Here is a 22407-nt window from a genome sequence, read left to right as displayed (position 1 = left end):
AAAATTAAGGTCTTTCCAATGAGATGTTTCCTATCTTCCCACCTCTAAATTCATCTAATATAATAACTGATATTCTATTATAATCTATTTCTCTACCTTTCATTATAGCTCCTCTTTTTATAGCTATAGCATCCATAGTTTCAAGTGGATTATCATATACAGTATCTATCTTATATCTTTCTATTAAGTTGTCAGGATAGAACTCTTGAAGCCTTTCAATTAATCTATAGGCTAAATCTTCTATATCCATTATTTCATCTCTTATCGCCCCTGTAAATGCAAGATTTAATGCTGTTTCATCATCTTTAAACTTAGGCCATAAAACTCCTGGAGTATCAAGCATTTCTATATCCATCGCTGTTTTTATCCATCTCTTACTCTTAGTTACTCCTGGTCTATCCCCTGTTTGCGCTATATTATTTTTAGCCATCTTATTTATAAATGTAGACTTTCCTACATTAGGTATTCCTACAACCATAACTCTTGTCATGATCACCTTTAATCCCTTACCTTTAAGTCTTTCATGCTTTTCTTTTAATAGCTCATTAAGTGCAGGCTTTATTTTTTGAAGTCCACTTCCTTTTAAACAGTTTACTTCCATAGCCATAACATTATCTTTAGTTAGATGTTTTATCCATTCCTTAGTAACTTTAGCTTCTGTTAAATCACTTTTATTTAAAAGTATTAATCTTGGCTTATCTCCTACTAATTTATCTATATCTGGATTTGCAGAACTTGCTGGAATTCTAGCATCTCTAATTTCTATAACAGCATCTACAAGTTTTAAATTCTCTTTAATTTCCCTTTGAGTCTTCTTCATATGCCCCGGAAACCAGTTAATTGCCATAAAAATTCCTCCTTACATATTTAATTGTTTTTATCTATAGAAAAAAAGAGACTTAATTCTAAGCCTCTTCTTTATGGTTAACTATCTTAATAATTCTTTAACCTTAGCAGCCTTACCTACTCTGTCTCTTAAGTAGAATAACTTAGCTCTTCTTACTTTACCTCTTCTTGTAACTTCGATCTTTTGGATCATTGGAGCGTTCATTGGGAAAGTCTTTTCAACACCTGTTCCATAAGCTAATCTTCTTACAGTGAAAGTTTCTCTTAAACCACCATTTTGTTTCTTGATAACAGTTCCTTCAAATACTTGAACTCTTTCTCTGTTACCTTCTTTGATTAATTGGTGAACTTTTATGTTGTCCCCAACGTTGAAGCTTGGTAAATCGTTTCTGATTTGTTCTTGTTCTATTGCTCTTAAAATTTCGTTCATTGTGCATTCCCTCCTAATAAGTAAATTGTGACGTTCTTTCCGGAGCTATAATCCAAAAGAGGAACGCCCGTACTAGCACAAAGCATATTCTAGCATAAAATATCATTTATTGCAACATTTTATTTATTATGCTCTTTTAATATATTTTTGTCTTCTTTTGTAAGTTCTATTTTATCAAATAAATCTTTTCTTCTTTCTCTTGTTGCTATTAATGACTCTTTTCTTCTCCATTTTCTTATATTTTCATGATGTCCTGAGAGTAATACTTCCGGAACCTTAACTCCTTCAAATTCCTCAGGTCTTGTATATTGGGGATATTCTAAAAGTCCATTAGAGAATGATTCATCCATAAAACTTTCTTCTTTTCCAAGTACTCCTGGTTTTAATCTAAGAATAGAATCAATTACAGGAATAGCAGCCATTTCACCACCTGTTAATATAAAATCTCCAAGTGATATTTCCATATCTATATGCTGATATACTCTTTCATCAATACCCTCATAATGTCCACATATGAATATTAAGTTGTCTTCTTTTGCAAGTTCCTTTGAAAGTTCATGATTAAATTGTTTTCCCCTAGGCCCTAAAAATATAACTTTTCCAGAATTATTTTTCTTACATTCTCTTATAGTATCTACAATAGGTTGAGGTGCCATCACCATTCCTGCACCACCCCCATAAGGATAATCATCAACCTTTTTATTTTTATGTTTTGTATAATCCCTAATATTAAAGCACTCTATATTTACCAGTCCTTTTTCTTGCGCTTTACCTATAATACTATGATTAAATATAGAAAACATATCAGGGAAAAGCGTTAAAACACTAATCTTCATCTTGCCATTCTCCTACTGGTCTTATAACAATCTTCTCATTATCTAAATCTATATCTAAAACAATTGTCTTAAGTACAGGGATTAGTAATTCTTTAGGTTCTCTAATCCAATATACATCATTATTTTTCGTTTCTATAACATCATATATAGCTCCAAGATCCTTACCTTCAGTATCAAATACATGTATACCTATAAGATCTGTAACATAAAAAGTATCATCTGGAAGCTCTGGTTCTCTTTCTCTAGGAACTTCTATTATTTTAGTTTTATATGTTTCAGCTTCATCAATTGAATTTATTCCTTCTATCTTTAAGATTACTCTATCTTTTTGGAATTTAACACCTTCAATAGCTCTTTCAACTCCGTTTATAAAAACAGTTCCATATCTTTTAAAGTTATTAACATCAGAAGTTGTTGCCATAACTTTAACTTCACCTTTTAATCCATGGGTATTTACTATTTTACCTACTCTAAAAAATTCTCCCATTAGCTTTCACCTCTTTTTTATAATTATCAAAGAATTAAATATTTATCCTTATATTATATAAAAAGAGTTAGGACAGGCCTAACTCTTTAGATAATTTCAACTACTACTCTTTTTTCTTCTTTTATTGCTGCAGCCTTTACTACGGTTCTAATAGCTTTTGCTATTCTTCCCTGTTTTCCAATAACTTTGCCCATATCTTCTGGCGCAACCCTAAGTTCTAGTATAATTGATTGCTCACCTGCAATTTCATTTACTTTAACTTCATCGGGCTTATCCACAAGAGACTTAGCTATTATTTCAACTAATTCTTTCATAAGTGTCCTGCATATAGTGTATGTACTAGGTGCAGTATTCACCTCCTAAAATTACTTGTTTAGGCCTGCCTTTACGAAAAGCTTTTTAACTACTTCTGTTGGTTGTGCACCATTTTGTAGCCATTTGTTAGCTTTTTCTTCGTTGATTTTTATTTCAGCTGGTTCTGAAACTGGATTGTAGAATCCGATTTCTTCGATGAATCTACCATCTCTTGGGCTTCTTGAATCAGCAACAACTACTCTGTAGAAAGGTGCTTTCTTAGCTCCCATTCTTCTTAATCTAATCTTTACTGCCATGTTAATTTCACCTCCTTTAAAGTATAATTATATATTAACTCATAAAAGGCAATTTACCTAGAAGACCTTTTTTGCCTCCCTTTTGAAGTGATTTCATTTGCTTCATTTGCTTTTTCATCATTTCAAATCCTTTAATAAGTTTATTAACTTCTTGTATTGTTGAACCTGATCCCTTTGCAATTCTTTTTTTTCTTGAAGAATTACTAATTACAAGTGATGGATTTCTTCTTTCTTTTAAAGTCATTGAAAGAATTATAGCTCTAACCTTCTCCATTTGTTTTTGACCTTGATCAAAATCAACACCTTGTAATTCTTTTGCATTAACTCCCGGAATCATCTCCATTAACTTATTCAATGGTCCAAGCTTTTTCATTTGTTCCATTGCTGTTAAATAATCTTCAAAGTTAAGACCTTGGTTCATCATTTTCTTTGTAAAATCTGCTGCTTCATCTTCATCAATTGCAGATTGAGCTTTCTCAATTAGAGATAACACATCTCCCATTCCAAGTATTCTTGAAGCCATTCTATCTGGATGGAATACTTCAAAATCATTCATTTTTTCACCGATACCAACAAATTTTATTGGTTTTTCAGTAATTGATCTGATTGAAAGTGCAGCACCACCTCTAGTATCACCATCAAGCTTAGTTAAGATAACTCCTGATACATCAAGTTCATCATTAAAACTTTCTGCAACATTTACTGCATCTTGACCTGTCATTGAATCTACTACAAGTAAAATCTCTGAAGGATTTACAGCTTCCTTTACATCTTTTAATTCTTGCATTAAGCCTTCATCGATATGTAATCTTCCGGCTGTATCTATAATAACTACGTTATTTCCATTGTCTTTTGCATATTTTATACCCTCTTTAGCAATATTAACTGCTTTTTCTTTATCTCCCATAGAGAATACAGGTATGTCTATTTGCTTTCCTACAACTTCTAATTGTTTTATAGCCGCAGGTCTATAAATATCACATGCTACAAGAAGCGGTTTTTTATTATTCTGTCTAAGGTTTAATGCTAGCTTACCACACATTGTAGTTTTACCAGCTCCTTGAAGTCCTACAAGCATTATTACTGTAGTACCACTACTTGAATAATTTATTTTACTTTCGCTTCCTCCCATAAGTTCAGTAAGTTCATCGTTAACTATTTTAATAACTTGTTGCCCTGGTGTCAAGCTTTCTAATACATTGCTACCAACGCATTTTTCACTAACACTCTTAACAAACTTTTTTACTACTTTATAGTTAACATCTGCTTCTAGTAAAGCAAGTTTTACTTCCCTCATAGCTTCTTTAATATCTTTTTCATTAAGCTTTCCTTTTCCCTTTAATTTTTTAAAGGTATTTTGAAGCTTTTCTGATAATCCCTCAAAAGCCATATTAAACCTCCTAATGTTATAAATCTTCTAGTTCTTTCTTTAGCATATCATATTCTTTATTATAAATAGAATACTTTTCTTTAAAGTTTTTTAGAAGTTTTATAATTTTTTCTTCTCGATTTATACTCTTTTGAAGTAAGCCTAACTTTTCTTCATAGGTTAAAAGTTGCTTATAACATCTTTTAAGCAAATCATGGATCGCTTGACGACTTGTGTTGTTTAATTCAGCAATTTCAGCTAAGGATAAGTCATCCTCAAAATATAATTCCATAATATTTTTTTGCTTTTCAGTTAGTAATGGTTTGTAAAAATCCATCAATAATGAAATCTCAACCCTATCTTCCATCATATAATCACCTTACCCACAAAAGAGATAATAACAGATATATTTTAAGGTGTCAAGTATTTTTACTTAACACCTTAATTTTTTTTAAAATAATGCTTCAGCAAAACTTTCTGCATCAAATTTTTGAAGATCATCAATACCTTCTCCAACACCAATATACTTAACTGGTATGTTAAGAGATTGCTTTATAGATATAACAACTCCACCTTTTGCAGTACCGTCTAATTTTGTTAATATTATTCCATCTATAGGGCAAGCCTCCATGAACTGTTTAGCTTGAATTACCGCATTTTGTCCTGTTGTACCATCTAAAACAAGAAGTGTTTGCTTCTTAGCTTCCCCATATTCTCTATCTATAATTCTATTTATCTTTGAAAGTTCATTCATTAAATTCTTTTTGTTATGAAGTCTTCCAGCTGTATCACAAATTAAAAGATCTACATTTCTAGCTTTAGCTGCTTGAACTGCATCAAAAACAACTGCAGCTGGATCTGATCCTTCACTTTGCTTTACTATATCAACCTCTGCTCTATCACTCCATACTTCAAGCTGATCAATTGCAGCCGCTCTAAATGTATCTGCTGCTGCAAGTAATACCTTTTTACCATCTTGTTTATTTTTAGCTGCAAGCTTTCCAATAGATGTTGTTTTACCAACTCCATTTACCCCAATTACAAGTAAAACTTCTTTTTCTAATCCATTAGATTCCTCTTCATTATCACCTTCAAGAAGCATTTCAGTTATAACTTCCTTAAGGGCTGGTTTTACCATCTGAGGATCATTTATTTTTTCTTTTCTAATTTTAACTTTTAACCTATCTATAATTTCAACAGTTGTATCCATACCTATATCTGAAATTATTAATATCTCTTCTAATTCCTCGTATAAATCATCATCAATAGTTACAGCTAAATTTAATGCCTCATTAATTTTATCTTGTAACCCATCCCTAGTCTTTGTTAAACCTGTTTTTAACTTATCAAATAATTTTCCAAACATTTTAAGTCCTCCACTTCTACACCTATTTAGTTAAATCAACTGATACTACTTTAGAAACTCCCTTTTCTTCCATTGTAACACCATACATGACATCACTTACTTCCATAGTTCCTTTTCTATGAGTAATTACTATAAATTGAATATCTTTTTCTGAAAACTTCTTTAAGAACTCTGCATATCTATATACATTTGCATCATCAAGTGCAGCTTCAATTTCATCTAATATACAGAAAGGAGTTGGTTTCATTTTAAGTATACCAAAAAGTAAGGCTATTGCAGACAATACTTTTTCTCCACCAGACATTAAATTAATGTTTTGAAGCTTCTTTCCTGGCGGCATTACATTTATCTCTATATTAGCTGTAAGTTCATCGCCTTCCCCTAATATAAGCTCTGCAGTTCCACCTTTAAATAATTCTTTAAATGTTTCATCAAAGTTTTTATTTAAAATTTTAAAATTATCTTTGAATATTACTTTCATCTTTAAAGTCATTTCTTCTATAACTGAAATAAGCTCTTCTTTAGCCTTCTCTAAATCCTGCTCTTGCGTAGACATAAACTCATACTTTTCACTGACTTCTTCATATTCTGAAATAGCTGCAAGATTTACAGTTCCTAAAGCTGATATCCTTCTTTTAATTGAATTTATATTGTCCTTAAAGGCAATTATATTTTCAATAGGCTTTGCAATTTCAAGAGCCTCTGCATAAGTTAAATCCATCTCTTCATTAAGCTTTTTAAAGTGATTTTCTATTTCCATTTCACTTTTAGCTTTAAGAATCTCTCTTCTATTAAACTCGCCTTCTTCTTTATTTATTATCTCTCTCATCTCAGTAATTAAACTATCAATCTTTTTAAAATCTTCTTTAAGAGAACCTTTTTTAATTTCATCTTCTTTAAATATATCTTCTAATTCTTCTAATCTCTTAGTATTCTCTTTTATTACATTTAAACTAGATTCAATATCTTCTTTAGATTTTTCTATACCCTTTAAAGAATCTTCATTTTCCTTTTGAATTTCTATAAGTTTTAAATTACTTTCTTTTAATTCAATATCTTTTCTTGAGATATCATTAATCTTACCTTGAAGTGCTTCATTTATAGAAGCTCTATTTATTCTAGCCTCTGTTAATTCATTATTGCATTTTTCAATGTGCGCTTTTTCTCTATTTAAAATATCTTCAAGTTCGATTTCTCTTTCTTTATTTAAAGAATTTTCACTTGCTAATTCTTTAAGATTTCTCTCATATTCATTTAAACGCTCTTTTAAAGAACATATATCTAAATCAATCTTAGATTCTTCATTTTGAGATGAAATTAATGTATCTTTTAATTTATTAATTTGACTTTCTAAGTTTGATAGCTCAGTTTTATTTGTAGCTATCTCTATTTTTATTCCATGTATTTTATCTGTGTTATTTAAAATTGATTCATCTATAATTTTTCTTTCACTATTTATTTTTTCTATTTCGTTTGATATCTCTTTTAATTTTTCTTTTCCTAGAACAATTCTATTTTCAATTTCTTCAATTTCTCTTTTTCTACTTAATATATTTGAGGTTTTGCCCTTTATACTACCTCCAGTTAATGCCCCTCCTGCATTTAAAACTTCACCTTCTAAAGTTACAATTTTATTCTTATAGCCTGTCATCTTTGCAATTTTAAAAGCACTATCCATATTAGAACAGATTAAAGTTCTTCCAAGAACATAGTCAATAACCTTAGTGTACTTATTATCAAATTCAATTATCTCTGATGCTATACCTAAATATCCATCTATATCTTTTACTCTATTATCAACACTAATTCTCTTTCCATTTATTATGTTAAGAGGCAGGAAAGTAATTCTTCCGAGTTTATTGTCTTTCAAATATCCAATTAAATCCTTAGCAACTTTTTCTGTCTCTGTGATAACATTTGAAATTGACCCTCCAAGAGCTGTTTCTATAGCATGTTCATATCCTTTGGGAACATCAAAAACTTCCCCTAAAACATTTATATTTTCAGTATGAGGAGTAAGCTTTTTATATACCCTGTCCATTAAGTTCTTAAGAGATCTATTATATCCTTCATATTGATTTTCAAGATCCTCAAGCATAGACTTATTAGCCTCAAGCTTACTTATAGCTATATTAGCTCCCTTAGATTCATTTTCTTTCTTAAACAAATTATTATTAAGTCTTGATAGTATTTGTTTACTTGAAGAAATCTTTTCTCTTAATATTTCAAATTCTTTTTCTTCTGATTCTATTTTTAAAGTTAATCCATTTATGCTAGCTTTGCTAAGATTTATATTGCTATTGACACTTTCAAGAGAACTTTTTATCCTATTTTTTCGTTCTTCTTTATTTTTTATTTCGCTACTTATTTCTGTTATCTTATTTTTTATAGAAGAATTTCCTCTAAGTAATTCTAGCTCACTATTTTTTAATTTCTTAAGCTCTAATTCAAATTCCTTTATCTTTAAACTAAGATTTTTATTTTTTTCTTCAAGCTTAATAATCTCTTCTTCTCTAGCTTTTTGTTCATCTTTTTTTGTAGATAACTCTTTTTCTAAGATTTCTTTTTCTTTATGTATATCTTTAACTTTATTATTAAGTCCATACTCTTCAAATTTATTTTTTTCAATAGTTTTATTTAAATTGTTTATTCTTTCATTAAATAATTCAATATCGCTATTAGCTTTTGTTATATCTTCCTTTTTAGTAAAGTACTCAAGTTTCTTATCAGTAGTCTTACTTTCAAGTTCTTCAATCTTTTCTTCTATACTTTTTAATGTTTCTCTTTTATTCTTTAATTCATCTCTTTTAAAATTTAAATCTTTTTCTCTTTTTTCTAGTTCTTCATTAAAAGCCTTTAGTTCATTTTCAACAAATTTTATATTACTTACAATTAAAGAAACTTCCTTTTCTTTAAGCTCCTCAGATAAATCATTAAATTTTAAAGCTTTTTCTCTCTCTACTCTTAAAGGTTCTAATCTTTCTTCATAAGTAGATATAATATCTCTTATTCTGATTAAATTTTCATCAGTATTAGATAACTTCTTCTCAGCCTCATTTTTTCTCCACTTATATTTAACAATCCCAGCAGCCTCTTCAAGAAGTGCTCTTCTATCCTCTGGCCTCCCACTTAAGATTGCTTCAATTTTACCTTGTCCAATAAGTGAATAGCCCTCTTTACCAATCCCTGTATCCATAAAAAGACTTGTTATATCCTTAAGTCTACATTTACTATTATTTATAAGATATTCAGTTTCTCCTGATCTAAATATCCTTCTAGTTACAGTTACTTCATTATAATCAGTTGAAAGGACTTCATCTGAATTATCTAAAGTAAGAGAAACCTGTGCAAGTCCAACTGGTTTTCTGTACTGAGTTCCGGCAAAGATTACATCCTCCATCTTGCCACCTCTAAGTGTCTTAACACTTTGTTCTCCAAGAACCCATCTTACTGCATCTGAAATATTACTCTTTCCACTGCCGTTAGGTCCTACAACCGCTGTAACCCCTTTCCTAAATTTAAGTTCTGTTTTATCAGCGAAGGATTTAAACCCTCTTACTTCTAAAGATTTTAAAAACAACCATTCCACTCCCTATGCTATATAAATATCGGTACTAATGATATTAAAAATACTAAAACTAAAAATACCGCAAGTGCAATTTGCATCTTCTCTCTTGTTTTTTTTCTCATATAAATCACCTCTGAATTTAGTATATATTAAACTCTTTAAATTATTTAACAAAACGAGAGTTTCCTCTCGCTTTATTAAATACTTATTTGCTTTTCTGTATCATCTTTAAGTATTAGTATACCTCGTGTAACCTCATCAGTTATTTTTACAGTTACATTATATCCATCTTCTTTTAACTTATTAAAATAAGATTTTTTATTGGCATAAAGTTTACTTACATCCTTATTATTTATTAAGATTTCAAAAGACTTACTACTTACTTTATCTCTAATCTTATCTAAAATCAAGCTACTTTCAACAAGTTCTCTAAAGGCAGGATGGAATGGACCATCTATTATATCTCCACCTTCATTTATTGTTTCTGTAGGTTGAAGTCCTATTCTAATAACATTTATACCTTTTTCATTAAACATACTGTATATCTTTTTACTAACTTCAACTGCCATATCTAATGTATATGGAGAATATTCTCCTCTTTTATACATAACTTCCATAGGCGTATCTTTAATAACAAGTGAAGGATATATCCTTACTATCTCTGGCTCCATTTTTATTGAGTCAATAGCACTCTTTATATCTTTTTCTGGATTTGACTTAGGAAGACCAGGCATTAATTGATGTCCTAAGGTTATTCCATATTTCTTAATAAGCTTAGATGCATTAATTACATCTAATACGCTATGTCCTCTTCCAGATGCTATTAATACTTCTTCATCTAATGACTGAATTCCAAGTTCAATTATGTCAACATCATAATCTTTTAAATAGCTTAATATATAATCATTTATATAGTCAGGTCTTGTAGACATTCTAATTTTGCTTACTATCCCAAGTTCCTTATACCTTTTAGCAACTTCAAGCAACTCTCTTTGCTTTTCTTCTCTTATTGCTGTAAATGTACCTCCAAAGAAAGAAACTTCTATAGTCGCTTCCTTGTTTTGTATAGTTTCATAATATTCTTCAATAATATTTTTAACCTTTTCTCCATCAACTCTATCCTTTACCCCTGTTATTCTGTCTTGATTACAAAATACACAGTTATGAGGACATCCTTCGTGCGGTACAAATATTGGTATAATATAGTGGTTTTTACTCATTTATTACCCCCATCTTTTCTAATGCTTGTTTTGCTGAAGCCTGTTCTGCTTCTTTTTTAGAGAATCCTTCACCTTCTCCCATACACTCATTATTTATAAGTACTTTAGTGAAAAACTTTCTTCTGTGAGGTGGTCCCTCAAACTTTACTAAATCATATATTATGTTTACCTCACCATTCTTTTGAAGGTGTTCTTGAAGCTTGGTTTTGAAATCTAATATAATTTTATTTTCTATGGCCTTATCTATTATCTCTCTAAATTGATTTAATATAAATTCTCTAGTAAATTCCAGTCCTTTATCTAAATATATAGCAGCTAGAACCGCTTCTACAGCATCCGCTTGTATTGATGTTCTATTTCTTCCTCCAGTAAGTTCTTCTCCCTTACTCATTCTAATATAATTACCTAGATCAAGCTTCTTAGCTATTTCAAATAAGGAATTCTCACATACTATAAGACTTCTAATCTTTGTAAGTTCTCCTTCAGCCTTATCTAAATAATTTTTAAATAAATATTCTGTTATACATAATTGTAATACAGAATCTCCTAAAAATTCTAATCTTTCATTATATTCTGTATCTTTATATTGATTTGCAAAGGAACTATGTGTAAGTGCCTTCTTTAAATAACTTAGATTAGTGAACTTAACACCAAGTGCACTTTGAAACTCTTTCAACTTTAATTTATTCATTTTTCTACACTCCTCTAAGTTTATTCTTCAGTTTGCTCCAGTTAAACAAATTCAAGAATAAACTATTTCTTTTAAAATATAAAAACCCCGCATTTGGGCGGGATTTTATTATTCTTCAACATGGTTTTTTACGTATTCTACAACATCTCCAACTGTTTTGAATCCCTCAACGTCTTCATCTGGAATTTCCATATCTAATTCATCTTCTAGTGCCATTATTAATTCTACAATGTCTAGTGAATCTGCATTAAGGTCATCAACGAATGATGAATCTAATGTAATTTCATCAGCATCTACGCTTAATTTTTCTGCTATAATTTCTTGAATTTTTTCAAACATATTATCACCTCCTGAAATCCTTCCCTTAGATAATATTATATATTAAATATACAGTCAATATTCTACCAAAATAAATTTTAATTATTTTGTCCTAATTCTACTTTTATTTTATCTATTACTTTTCCTTCATGGAATATTTTTGTTTGTCTTATAGCATTTTTAAAAGCCTTCCCATCTGAGCTTCCATGCGCTTTAATACATATTCCATCTACTCCTAAAAATGGTGCTCCACCAACTTCTTTATAGTCAAACTTAATCATAAGCTTTTTAAAGACAGGTTTAAGTAAGGCTGCGCCTAATTTTGATAATGCTGAAGCTTCCATAATATGATCTTTAATAATTCCAAGTAAATTCATAGCAGCACCTTCATAAAGTTTAAGTGCAGTATTACCTACAAAACCATCACATACTAATACATCTACATCTCCTGTAGGTATATCTCTAGGTTCAACGTTTCCAACAAAATTCATATCTTCTTCTTTAAGAAGTTTATATGTGGCTTTTGTAAGTTCATTTCCCTTTTCTTCTTCAGCTCCAATATTTATTAATCCAACTGATGGATTATTTTTCTTAAAGACACTTTCATAATATATCTTTCCCATTTTAGCAAATTGAACAAGATAACCTGGTTTACAATCGACATTAGCTCCAGCATCTATTATCATGAAGCTTCCTCTTCTACCTGGCATAATAGGTGCAAGAGATGGTCGCTCTACTCCTTTTATTCTTCCAACAATAAGAGTACAACCAGCTAAAAATGCTCCAGTACTTCCTGCTGATATAATACCTTCACATTCTCCAGATTTAACTAAATTTAAAGCCTTTACTATACTTGAATCCTTTTTTCTTCTAAGTGCCATAACTGGATGTTCATTAGTGCTTATAACTTCACTAGCATCTACTATAGTTACCTTATCCTTTGGATAAGTATGCTTATTAAATTCTGCTTCTATTTTATCTTTTGGTCCTGTTATATAGATTTCCATGTCATTATGCTCTTTTAAAGCCTCTACAACGCCTTCTACAACAGCCATAGGTGCATTATCTCCACCCATTCCATCTATTGCTATCTTCATCTAATTTCACCCCTTTTTTCTTTGTATATAAAGAAAAGAAAGTCATAAGACTTTCTTTTATTCTGCTGAAGATATTACTTCTTTACTCTTATAATATCCACAGTTCTTGCATACTCTATGAGCAAGCTTCATTTCGTGGCATTGTGGACATTCAACTATTCCTGGTAAGCTCGCTTTAAAAGTTTGAGCTCTTCTTGAATCTCTCTTTGCTCTATAAGTTTTTCTTGCTGGATTTCCCATGCTTACACCTCCTTATTATCAAGCAGTGCCTTAAGACCTGCTAATCTTACATCAATATCATCACTATTACAAGTGCAACTTTCGATGTTAAGATTTTTACCACAGTTGTGGCAAAGGCCTTTGCATTTTTCACTACAAAGTCTTTTAATCGGTAAGGTTGAAATTATTTCTCTTTCAATAAAATCTGTGAGATCTAATTCATCACTCTTTACAAATGTTACATCATCATTAACTGATTCGTCAACATTTGTAAACCTTTCTTCTATTTCAAAATCTATTGGATAGATAAAGGTATCTAAACATCTTGAACAAGCAATCTTAAGCTTTGTTCTAACATGTAGGCTAACTACAAGCTCTCTTTCTTTTGAAGATACTACTCCTTCAACAGAAACATTTAATACTGGTTCAATTAATTCACCTTCAAAGTGAAAATTGTCCATCTTAAATTCGTAGTTAATACTTTTTTCTCTTTCTCTTTTTGAGTAAAGGCTAGAAAATTGTAATTTCATAATCTTCATGCTCTGGAAAAATTCCTCGTACCATAAGGTACATTATGTCAATTTATATCAACATAGCTCGAGCGAAAGCGCTTTTTTCACCCCTTAGCTTAAAATATTTACTGAACAAACACAATTTATTATATAAAGGGGTGAATGAAAAGTCAAGAAAATTTATTAATATTTACTATTTTATTAGGTCTAAAGTCTCTTTTGCTATCATTAATTCTTCATTTGTTGCAATAACATAAGCCTTAACTTTAGAATCATCTTTTGATATTTCATTTATATCTGCTCTAATAGCATTCTTTTCTTTATCTATTTCAACTCCAAGAAATTCTAAACCTTCTAAAACGCCTTCTCTAGTTTCCTTAGAATTTTCTCCTATACCTGCTGTAAATACTATAACATCAACTCCACCCATAGCAGCAGCATATGCTCCTATTTGCTTCTTTATACTATAGAAGAATACATCTTTAGTAAGTATTGCTCTCTCTTCTTTTCTATCAAAAGCAGCATCACGAATATCTCTAAAATCTGAGCTTAATTCTGATATTCCAAGTAATCCTGACTTTTTATTAAGCATTGTATTAACTTCATCAGCAGTGTAATTTAATTCACTCATTAAGTATGTTAAGATTGCAGGGTCTATATTTCCTGATCTTGTACCCATAACTATTCCTTCAAGTGGTGTGAATCCCATTGAAGTATCTATTGATTTACCGCCATCTACAGCTGTTAATGAACCACCATTACCTAAATGACAAGTTATTATCTTTAAGTCCTCTATGTTCTTATTCATAACTTCTGCAACTTTTCTTGAAACATACTTATGAGAAGTTCCGTGGAACCCGTATCTTCTTATTCCATGTTTTTCGTATAATTCATATGGAATAGCATAAGTAAATGCTTTAGCTGGCATTGTTTGATGGAAAGCTGTATCAAATACAACTGACATTGGTGTATTTGGCATTAACGCTTTACAAGCTTCAATACCTATTATATTTGGTGGATTATGAAGTGGTGCAAGTTTCACACACTCTTCTAAATACTTCATTACTTCATCATCAACTAATACTGATTTTGAGTATTTTTCTCCACCATGAACAACTCTATGTCCTACAGCTGCGATTTCATCCATTGACTTAATAACGCCATTTTTTTCATCAACTAATGCACCTAAAACTAATTTTATAGCATCTTTATGATCTTGCATTGGTTGCTCTATTATATATTTATCTCTTCCCTCAACTTTTTGAGTAAGAATTGATCCATCTATTCCTATTCTTTCTACTAAACCTTGCGCTAAAACTCCTTCGTTAGCCATGTTTATTAATTGGTATTTCAATGAAGAACTTCCACAATTTATTACTAAAATTTTCATCTTGAAAACTCCCTTCTAAACTCACTGTAAACTTTTTGTTAATATTAATTCAATATTATTTTGAAGCTTGCGCTTGAACTGCTGTTAAAGCAACAACATTAACTATATCTTCTGAACTACAACCTCTTGATAAGTCGTTTATTGGTTTTGCAAATCCTTGACATACTGGTCCTATAGCTTCTGCATTTGCAAATCTTTGAACTAATTTATATCCTATATTACCAGCTTGTAAATCTGGGAATATTAATACATTAGCATTACCTGCAACATTACTGTTTGGAGCCTTTTGGTCAGCTACTTTTTGTACTATAGCAGCATCTAATTGCATTTCTCCATCTATTTGTAAATCAGGTCTTAATTCTTTTGCTCTTTCAGTTGCAATTCTAACTTTATCGACAACTTCATGATCTGCACTTCCCATTGTTGAGAATGAAAGCATTGCTACTTTTGGATCCATTTTGCAAAGGTTCTTTGCAGTTTCAGCTGTAGCTATTGCAATTGCAGCTAATTGTTCTGAGTTTGGATTCGGGTTAACTGCGCAGTCTGAGAATAAAAGCATACCTTCTTCTCCATATTTTGATCCAGGTACAAGCATTATAAAGAAACTTGATACTACTGAAACTCCTGGTGCAGTTTTTATTATTTGAAGACCTGGTCTTAAAAGATCTCCTGTAGTATGAACAGCTCCTGAAACCATTCCATCAGCATCATCTAATTTTACCATCATTGTAGCAAAATAAAGAGGATCTCTAACTATTCTTTCAGCCTTTTCCATTGTCATACCTTTATTTTTTCTTAATTCATAAAAAGCTTCTATGTATTCGTTAAGCTTAGGTGAAACTTCTGGATCTATTATCTCTACTCCTTTAAGTTCAACACCTTGCTCCTTACCAGCCTTTAATATTTCTTCTTTATTACCAACTAGCATTGGTGTAGCTATTCCTTCTTCAGCTATTTTTTGAGCAGCAACTACTGTTCTAGCCTCATTTCCTTCAGGAAGAACTATCTTCTTTTTGTCAGCTTTAGCAGCCTCCCATATCTTGTTCATAAGTTCCATGTTCATTTCTCCTTTCAAAGATCCGTGTATATCTCCATATACTACTATACTCCTAAATGATGGCTATTTTCAACCTCTAAGCTCTATTTTTTTTCCTAACGCTTGAATTCAATAGATTTGAAATACTGCAAATTTTCTGAATAATAACCTCTCCACCTTTAAACGTGCCATTTCACTTTTTTTATGCTATACTTATGAATATTCTTTATTTTTAGGAGGATTATTCATATGAATTTAACAGGAATTATCACAGAGTATAATCCATTCCATTTAGGTCATAAATATCACTTAGAGAAAGCAATTGAGGATACAAATGCCGATGGAATAGTTTCTGTAATGAGTGGAAATTTCATGCAAAGAGGTAACCCTGCAATTATAGATAAATATAATAGAGCAAAAATGGCTGTTTTAAACGGTGTTGATCTTGTACTAGAACTTCCATTAGTATATTCATTATCTTCAGCTGAAAATTTTGCTTACGGAGGTGTTAAGCTATTAAATTCTCTAAATTGCATTGATAATATATATTTTGGAAGTGAAAGTGGCAAAATAGAAGATTTAATTAGTATTGCACAAATATTAAAAGATGAGCCAAAAAATTATAAAGACAGACTAAAGATAGAATTAGATAAAGGATTGCCCTTCCATACAGCTAGACTTAATGCTTTAAATTCTTTATTATTGTTTTCAAATATTAGCGAAATATTATCAAGTTCTAACAATATTCTAGCTATCGAGTATATAAAAGCATTACTTAAATTAGATAGTAATATTAAGCCTTTTACATTAAAAAGAGAAGGTAGTAATTATAATGATATTTCCCTAAGTAAGACATTTTCTTCTGCAACTTCAATTAGAGAGACTTTAAAAGATAATTTTGATGTAAATATTATTAAAAACTCTATTCCAACCGAAAGCTTAAAAGTAATAACTGAACTTAATGAAAAAAATTATAATTTTGTTTTTGAAGAATCTTTATTTCCATTTTTAAAATATAAACTTTTAACAAATGCAGAAAGTATTAAATCTATATCCGATGTATCTGAAGGCCTTGATAATAAAATTTTAAAAGAAATAATCAATTGCAACTCATTAAAAGAACTTATATTAAAATCAAAAAGTAAAAGATATACTTATACTAAAATATCTAGAATACTTTCTAAAGTTTTTATAGGCTTTGAAAACTTCCCTATAGAAGCAATTCAAACTTCCGATATAACGTATATAAGACCTTTAGCTTTTAATGAAAAGGGAGCAAAAATACTAAAATCAATTAAAGAAAATAGTGAAATAAATATACTAACCAAAATTCCTAGACATATTTCTAATAATATGCTTCAACTTGACCTTCAAGGTACAAAAGCATACTCATTATTAAATAACTCAATTTCACCTATGGAGGATTATTTTAAAACTCCTTATATTTATAGAAGAATTTAACTTAATTTTGTGCATATAAATACTATTGATGGGAGTGATTTCATGAATAGTATTTTTATTTTATGGATATTTATATTTATTTTTACATTTATACTTCTTAAGCTAACTAATATTAAAAGAAATTATATCTTTTGTTTTGTTATTACCGTATTAATTGTTCTGTTTGTAGTTAATATCGAATCTTCTATCCAAGCTGCCATAGAAGGTTGTAAGCTTTCTTTTAAAGCTATTGTGCCCACTGTTTTTTCTTTTTCGCTAATTTGTAATTTACTTATTTCCTATGATGGAATATCACTGTACTCTAATATACTAGGTCCCCTTGTGTGTAGACCTCTTAAACTTTCTCCTAGCTGTTCTTTTCCTATAGTTGCAAGTATGTTGTGTGGATACCCATTAGGTGCAAAATATAGCTCAGATATTTACGAATTAGGATATATAGAAAAAAAAGAATATTTTAGATTAGTTAATATAGCTTCAAATACAGGCCCAATATTTCTTCTAGGTTCTGTTGGTGCAACTTTACTGGGTAATCCTAAATATGGTTACTTCCTTCTTATAAGCAATTACTTATCACTTTTCTTTATTGCACTTTTAACAATAAAAAAATCTTCCTCTAATAATAATTATAAGAAGAAGATTTCAAAAAGTTCTAATGTAAATTTTGGACTTGCAATTGATGATGCAATTAAAAACGCAATTAATACCACATTAGCAGTGTCTGGCTATGTGGTAGCATTCTCTGTAATTATATCTATACTTAAAAATAGTTCATTAATAAGTAGTACATTCTATAATATAGAAACTTTTTTAAACATACCAAAAAACGCCTTATACGGAACATTTTTAGGAAGCATTGAAATGACAAATGGTTGTAATATAATAGCTTCAAGTAACCTTTCAATACACCTTAAATTATCCATAATAAGCTTTTTTGCATCATTTTCCGGTTTATCCGCTATTGCACAAACATCATCATTTATGAGTAAAAATAATGTTTCTATGATTAAATATATGTTTTTAAAGCTTGTACAAGGTTTATTTAGCTTTACAGTAAGTTTTTGCTTATCAAATATTATTTTTAAAACTACAGAAACCTCATCACTTATAACATCAACTAATTCATATAAAAATTTATTTATGTATGCAGTACCAATACTAATATTTTTATCAATTCCTTTAATTTTAAAGTCTTTAAGAAAAATATTAGTTCATATCTCTTAATTCTTTAATATTTTCTTTTACAATGGAGCATGCTTCTGTAAGGTTTTGATCAATTTCTTTTGCTGTATCTTCAAAACTTATTTGAAGTGACTTAATAAGCTCCATCTTCTTTTTTTCCATTTCTTTATCAAGCTCTGATAATATTTCATCAGCATAATCTCTAGCTCCAACTCTTATCTTTTTAGCATCTCTTTTTGCTGATGCTAAAATTTCTTGACCTCTGATTTTCGCTTCTTTGACTATATCATGATTCTCAACATTTTGTCTCATAAGATGCATTGTTTCTTCTTTTACTGAATCATATTCTCTTTTAGCTTCTGTAAGTATTCTATCTCTTTCATTCATTACCCATTGAGCTTTTTTAAATTGATCTGGCAGATAATTTATTATTTGGTCTATAACGTTTATAAATTCTTTTTTATCTACCATAGCTTTTCCACTCATAGGTACCTTTGGTGAATTATCTACAAGGTCTTGTAGATATTCTAAAAGCTCAACAATATTAATTTCTTGTTTGTCCATTTACAACACCTCTATCATCCCTGTTAATCTTTCTTTCAATATCATCAACAATATTACTTGGAACTAACCCCTCAATACTTCCGCCAAATTTAGCTACTTGCTTAACTGCTGATGAACTTACAAATGAAGTTTCAGTAGCAGTTGCCATGAATAAGGTTTCTACTTCTTTATCTAATTTGTTATTCATTAAAGCCATTTGCAATTCATATTCAAAGTCCATTACTGTTCTAAGTCCTTTTAATATTATATTAGTTTCTTTTTGCTTAAGTAAATCTATAAGTAATCCTTCAAAACTTATAATTTCAACATTTCCAATTCCTTGAGTAGCCTTTTTTATAAGTTCAACACGTTCTTCTATATCAAACAACCCTTTTTTCTCAACATTTATAAGAACGGCAACTATAATCTTATCAAATATTCTTGCCCCTCTTTCTATAACATCTAAATGTCCATTAGTTATTGGATCAAAGCTTCCAGGATATATTGCAGACTTCATTATTCTTCTCCTTGGATTTTATAGAAGCAAACTGTTGTATTTCCATATTTCTTACTTCTTGTAAGTTTAATATCCTCATATCCTTCATATCTTTCTTCTATAGAATCTATTTTTGTAACTATTATTCCATCTTCATTTAACATATCATTTTCTTTAATTGTTTTTATTGCCTCTGGAATCATTTCTTTGCAGTAAGGTGGATCTATGAAAACTAAATCAAATCTTTTCCCCTTCTTTGCAAGCATCTTAAGACCTGCATACGCATCTATCTTTAATGGATGACAAAAATCTGTAAACTTAAGATTTTCAACATTTTCTTTTAATAGTGGGAAGGTTACTTCACTCTTATCAAATAAGTAGCACTCCTTAGCACCTCTGCTTGCCGCTTCCAGTCCTAAGCTTCCTGTTCCTGCAAAAACATCCACAACTATTGCTTCTGGTATGTATCCTTGAATCATACTAAACATAGCTTCCTTTACTCTGTCTAAAGTTGGTCTTGTCTCGTATGTTGCTGGTGATAATATTTTACGTCCTCTTGCTTTTCCTGCTATTATTCTCACTATTTATATCCTCCTTAGTGCCATATATCTTTTATTCTATCATAATCAACTTTTTTATACAATTTATAATTAGTTAAAACATATATATTTACTACTTTTTTCTAAATTGCTCTTTATTTCCCTTATTAATATTTTATTTTTTTCTGTCTCATTTAATAAAATATTATTAGCTTCTTCTCTAGCTTTTATTAATATTTTCATATCATTATATAAATCTGCAAGTAAAAGCCCTTCATCACCACTTTGTCTCATTCCAAACATTTCACCTGAGCCTCTAAGTTTTAAATCTTGCTCCGATATATAAAAACCATCTGTTGATTCTGTAAGTATTTCCATTCTTCTTTTTGTGGTTTCACTTTTTGCCTTTGCAATTAATATACAATATGATTCATATTCTCCTCTACCAACTCTACCTCTCAATTGATGAAGTTGTGCCAATCCAAACCTTTCAGCATTTTCAACAATCATAACCGATGCATTTGGAACATTTACTCCTACTTCTATAACAGTAGTTGATATTAAAACTTTAGTGTCTCCACTTTTAAATCTATTTATAATCTCATCTTTTTCTACACCTTTCATCTTTCCATGAAGATACTCAACCTTAATATCTTTAAAGATTCCATAATTTAATTTTTCATATACACTTTCAACTGAATTTAGTTGTTCTTTTTCATCTTCTTCAATAAGTGGGCATACAATATATACCTGTCTTCCTTTATTGATTTCACTAAGTGCTAATCTATAAGCACTATCTCTTTCATCATCTTTAAAAAATCTTGTATCTATCTTCTTTCTACCAGGTGGTAATTCATCTATAGCTGATACATCTAAATCCGAGTAAACATAAAGTGCTAAAGTTCTAGGAATTGGAGTTGCTGTCATAACTAACACATCAGCCCTCTTACCTTTATTAATAAGTCTACTTCTTTGTTCTACCCCAAATCTATGTTGTTCATCAGTTACCACAAGACCTAAATTATTAAATTCAACATCCTCTTGGATAAGTGCATGAGTTCCTATTACAAGTAAAGGTCCCTCTTCTTTTATTCTTTCCTTTATTCTTTTTTTCTCTTTCATAGATGTGCTTCCAGTTAAAAGTTCAATTTCTATATTGAACCCTTCAAAAATATTCTTAGCTTCTTTATAATGTTGATTTGCAAGAATTTCAGTCGGTGCCATAAATGCAGATTTATAACCATTTTTATAAGCATTAAAAATAGCAATTAAAGCAACTATAGTTTTGCCAGAACCTACATCTCCCTGAACCAACCTATTCATTGGATACAATGACTTTTGATCTTTTAATATAGATCTTACAACTTTAGCTTGAGCATTTGTCAAACTATATGGAAGAGATTCTCTTAAATCGTTAAGTTCATCAGTCCAATTATATCCTATACCATTTTTTATTCTAATCTTTTGTTTAAGCATAAGTAATTTCATCGAATATGTGAATAACTCCTGAAACTTTAATCTTTCAATAGCTCTCTCTAATTTATCTTTTCCTTTTGGAAAGTGAATTTCTCTAATAGATTCATCTAAAGAAATTAAATTATATTTTTTTAATATATCCAAAGGTAAATTTTCAGTTACAGTTATAGTATCTAAAACTTGCCCAACTACCTTTGCTAGAAAATTATTCGTAAGCTCACCTTTCAATGAGTATTTAGGTATTATCTCACTTTTTAACGACTCATTTGAACCAATTTGAGGATTTGTAATCTCAAGTGTGTGTCCTACCTTTTTGTATTTGCCTAATAGATTATAAGTTTCACCTTTTCTGAATTTAGTTTTTATATAAGGTTGATTAAACCACTTTCCTATAATACTTATACCATTATAGTTAAATTCTATATTAGTTATTATTTTACCAGTCTTTGTCCTAAAGTCTCCCTTTGCTCTTACCATAGTACAGCTTAATATCTGTTTTTCATTTTCATCTATCTCTTTTATACTACTGTTACCATTTATAAATTCATAGTCTCTTGGAAAATATAAAAGAAGATCAAGGACACTAAATATACCTGCTTTATTAAGTCTCTCAGTTGCCTTAGGTCCTACCCCCTTTATATTGCTAACTTCAGTGTAAATATTCATCCCTTTCCTCACCTCGTCCAATATAAATATAAAAAGCACCTTACGGTGCTT

24 protein-coding genes are annotated in these 22407 nt (G+C 30.0%); 2 read left to right on the top strand and 22 right to left on the bottom strand.

The annotated features are described in order from the left end of the window. Positions 1-4: 4 nt before the first annotated feature. The 18 genes from ylqF to pta form a co-directional block, all read right to left on the bottom strand. A complete protein-coding gene (gene ylqF, locus K5V21_RS08805; protein WP_204595268.1) occupies positions 5-847 on the bottom strand; it encodes a ribosome biogenesis GTPase YlqF in 843 nt (280 codons plus the stop codon). An 81-nt stretch (positions 848-928) separates the two neighbouring features. After that, positions 929-1276, bottom strand: coding sequence for a 50S ribosomal protein L19 (gene rplS / locus K5V21_RS08800; protein WP_204595267.1), 348 nt, complete (start codon positions 1274-1276; stop codon positions 929-931). 119 nt (positions 1277-1395) lie between these two features. Next, positions 1396-2112, bottom strand: a complete 717-nt coding sequence (gene trmD / locus K5V21_RS08795; protein ID WP_221860928.1) for a tRNA (guanosine(37)-N1)-methyltransferase TrmD — start codon at positions 2110-2112, stop codon at positions 1396-1398. After that, on the bottom strand, positions 2102-2599 hold the full coding sequence (gene rimM / locus K5V21_RS08790; RefSeq protein ID WP_221860926.1) for a ribosome maturation factor RimM: 498 nt from the start codon (positions 2597-2599) through the stop codon (positions 2102-2104). The genes trmD and rimM overlap by 11 nt, the downstream gene beginning before the upstream one ends. Positions 2600-2685: 86 nt before the next feature. Then, positions 2686-2913: a KH domain-containing protein gene (locus tag K5V21_RS08785; RefSeq protein WP_204595329.1), complete on the bottom strand. Its 228-nt coding sequence runs from the start codon at positions 2911-2913 to the stop codon at positions 2686-2688. A 51-nt stretch (positions 2914-2964) separates the two neighbouring features. After that, positions 2965-3210, bottom strand: coding sequence for a 30S ribosomal protein S16 (rpsP, locus tag K5V21_RS08780; protein WP_204595264.1), 246 nt, complete (start codon positions 3208-3210; stop codon positions 2965-2967). A 34-nt stretch (positions 3211-3244) separates the two neighbouring features. Then, positions 3245-4600, bottom strand: coding sequence for a signal recognition particle protein (gene ffh / locus K5V21_RS08775; RefSeq protein WP_221860924.1), 1356 nt, complete (start codon positions 4598-4600; stop codon positions 3245-3247). Positions 4601-4616: 16 nt separating this feature from the next. Then, entirely contained in the window at positions 4617-4946 is a 330-nt protein-coding gene (locus K5V21_RS08770) for a putative DNA-binding protein (protein ID WP_204595328.1), read from the bottom strand. 84 nt (positions 4947-5030) lie between these two features. Continuing rightward, positions 5031-5945: a signal recognition particle-docking protein FtsY gene (gene ftsY / locus K5V21_RS08765; protein WP_221860922.1), complete on the bottom strand. Its 915-nt coding sequence runs from the start codon at positions 5943-5945 to the stop codon at positions 5031-5033. 22 nt (positions 5946-5967) lie between these two features. Beyond that, on the bottom strand, positions 5968-9525 hold the full coding sequence (gene smc / locus K5V21_RS08760) for a chromosome segregation protein SMC (protein ID WP_221860920.1): 3558 nt from the start codon (positions 9523-9525) through the stop codon (positions 5968-5970). 185 nt (positions 9526-9710) lie between these two features. Then, positions 9711-10733, bottom strand: a complete 1023-nt coding sequence (locus tag K5V21_RS08755; RefSeq protein WP_221860918.1) for an elongator complex protein 3 — start codon at positions 10731-10733, stop codon at positions 9711-9713. Beyond that, positions 10726-11424, bottom strand: coding sequence for a ribonuclease III (rnc, locus tag K5V21_RS08750; RefSeq protein ID WP_221860917.1), 699 nt, complete (start codon positions 11422-11424; stop codon positions 10726-10728). The genes K5V21_RS08755 and rnc overlap by 8 nt, the downstream gene beginning before the upstream one ends. A 108-nt stretch (positions 11425-11532) precedes the next feature. Then, positions 11533-11763: an acyl carrier protein gene (acpP, locus tag K5V21_RS08745; protein WP_204595258.1), complete on the bottom strand. Its 231-nt coding sequence runs from the start codon at positions 11761-11763 to the stop codon at positions 11533-11535. A 77-nt stretch (positions 11764-11840) separates the two neighbouring features. After that, a complete protein-coding gene (gene plsX, locus K5V21_RS08740; protein WP_221860915.1) occupies positions 11841-12839 on the bottom strand; it encodes a phosphate acyltransferase PlsX in 999 nt (332 codons plus the stop codon). 57 nt (positions 12840-12896) lie between these two features. Next, a complete protein-coding gene (rpmF, locus tag K5V21_RS08735) occupies positions 12897-13079 on the bottom strand; it encodes a 50S ribosomal protein L32 (protein ID WP_204595256.1) in 183 nt (60 codons plus the stop codon). A 2-nt stretch (positions 13080-13081) separates the two neighbouring features. After that, positions 13082-13588, bottom strand: a complete 507-nt coding sequence (locus K5V21_RS08730; RefSeq protein ID WP_221860913.1) for a YceD family protein — start codon at positions 13586-13588, stop codon at positions 13082-13084. Between the two features lie 175 nt (positions 13589-13763). Then, complete coding sequence (locus K5V21_RS08725) at positions 13764-14960, bottom strand: acetate/propionate family kinase (RefSeq protein ID WP_221860911.1); 1197 nt, start codon at positions 14958-14960, stop codon at positions 13764-13766. Positions 14961-15015: 55 nt separating this feature from the next. Next, positions 15016-16017 (bottom strand): phosphate acetyltransferase, encoded by a 1002-nt coding sequence (gene pta / locus K5V21_RS08720; RefSeq protein WP_204595254.1) that lies wholly within the window; start codon positions 16015-16017, stop codon positions 15016-15018. Between the two features lie 228 nt (positions 16018-16245). On the opposite strand from pta, the gene K5V21_RS08715 reads away from it, so the two are divergent. Continuing rightward, positions 16246-17457 carry a nucleotidyltransferase gene (locus K5V21_RS08715; RefSeq protein ID WP_221860909.1) on the top strand — a complete coding sequence of 404 codons (1212 nt, stop codon included), beginning with the start codon at positions 16246-16248 and terminating at the stop codon, positions 17455-17457. Between the two features lie 42 nt (positions 17458-17499). Then, complete coding sequence (gene ylbJ / locus K5V21_RS08710) at positions 17500-18678, top strand: sporulation integral membrane protein YlbJ (RefSeq protein WP_221860907.1); 1179 nt, start codon at positions 17500-17502, stop codon at positions 18676-18678. Here ylbJ and K5V21_RS08705 read toward each other — a convergent pair. From K5V21_RS08705 to recG, 4 genes are all read right to left on the bottom strand, one after another. Next, positions 18661-19200 carry an ATPase gene (locus tag K5V21_RS08705; protein ID WP_204595251.1) on the bottom strand — a complete coding sequence of 180 codons (540 nt, stop codon included), beginning with the start codon at positions 19198-19200 and terminating at the stop codon, positions 18661-18663. The genes ylbJ and K5V21_RS08705 overlap by 18 nt on opposite strands. Beyond that, the gene (coaD, locus tag K5V21_RS08700) at positions 19181-19696 is read right to left on the bottom strand and encodes a pantetheine-phosphate adenylyltransferase (RefSeq protein WP_221860905.1); all 516 of its coding nucleotides are present in this window, start codon (positions 19694-19696) and stop codon (positions 19181-19183) included. The genes K5V21_RS08705 and coaD overlap by 20 nt, the downstream gene beginning before the upstream one ends. Next, the gene (gene rsmD / locus K5V21_RS08695) at positions 19696-20256 is read right to left on the bottom strand and encodes a 16S rRNA (guanine(966)-N(2))-methyltransferase RsmD (protein ID WP_221860903.1); all 561 of its coding nucleotides are present in this window, start codon (positions 20254-20256) and stop codon (positions 19696-19698) included. The genes coaD and rsmD overlap by 1 nt, the downstream gene beginning before the upstream one ends. 69 nt (positions 20257-20325) lie before the next feature. After that, on the bottom strand, positions 20326-22356 hold the full coding sequence (gene recG, locus K5V21_RS08690) for an ATP-dependent DNA helicase RecG (protein WP_221860901.1): 2031 nt from the start codon (positions 22354-22356) through the stop codon (positions 20326-20328). Positions 22357-22407 lie beyond the last annotated feature (51 nt).

The sequence above is a fragment of the Clostridium sardiniense genome, assembly GCF_019753795.1.
GTDB lineage: Bacteria > Bacillota > Clostridia > Clostridiales > Clostridiaceae > Clostridium > Clostridium sardiniense.
Note: the sequence above shows the minus strand (reverse complement) of the source record. Positions and strands in the feature narration are given on the sequence as shown.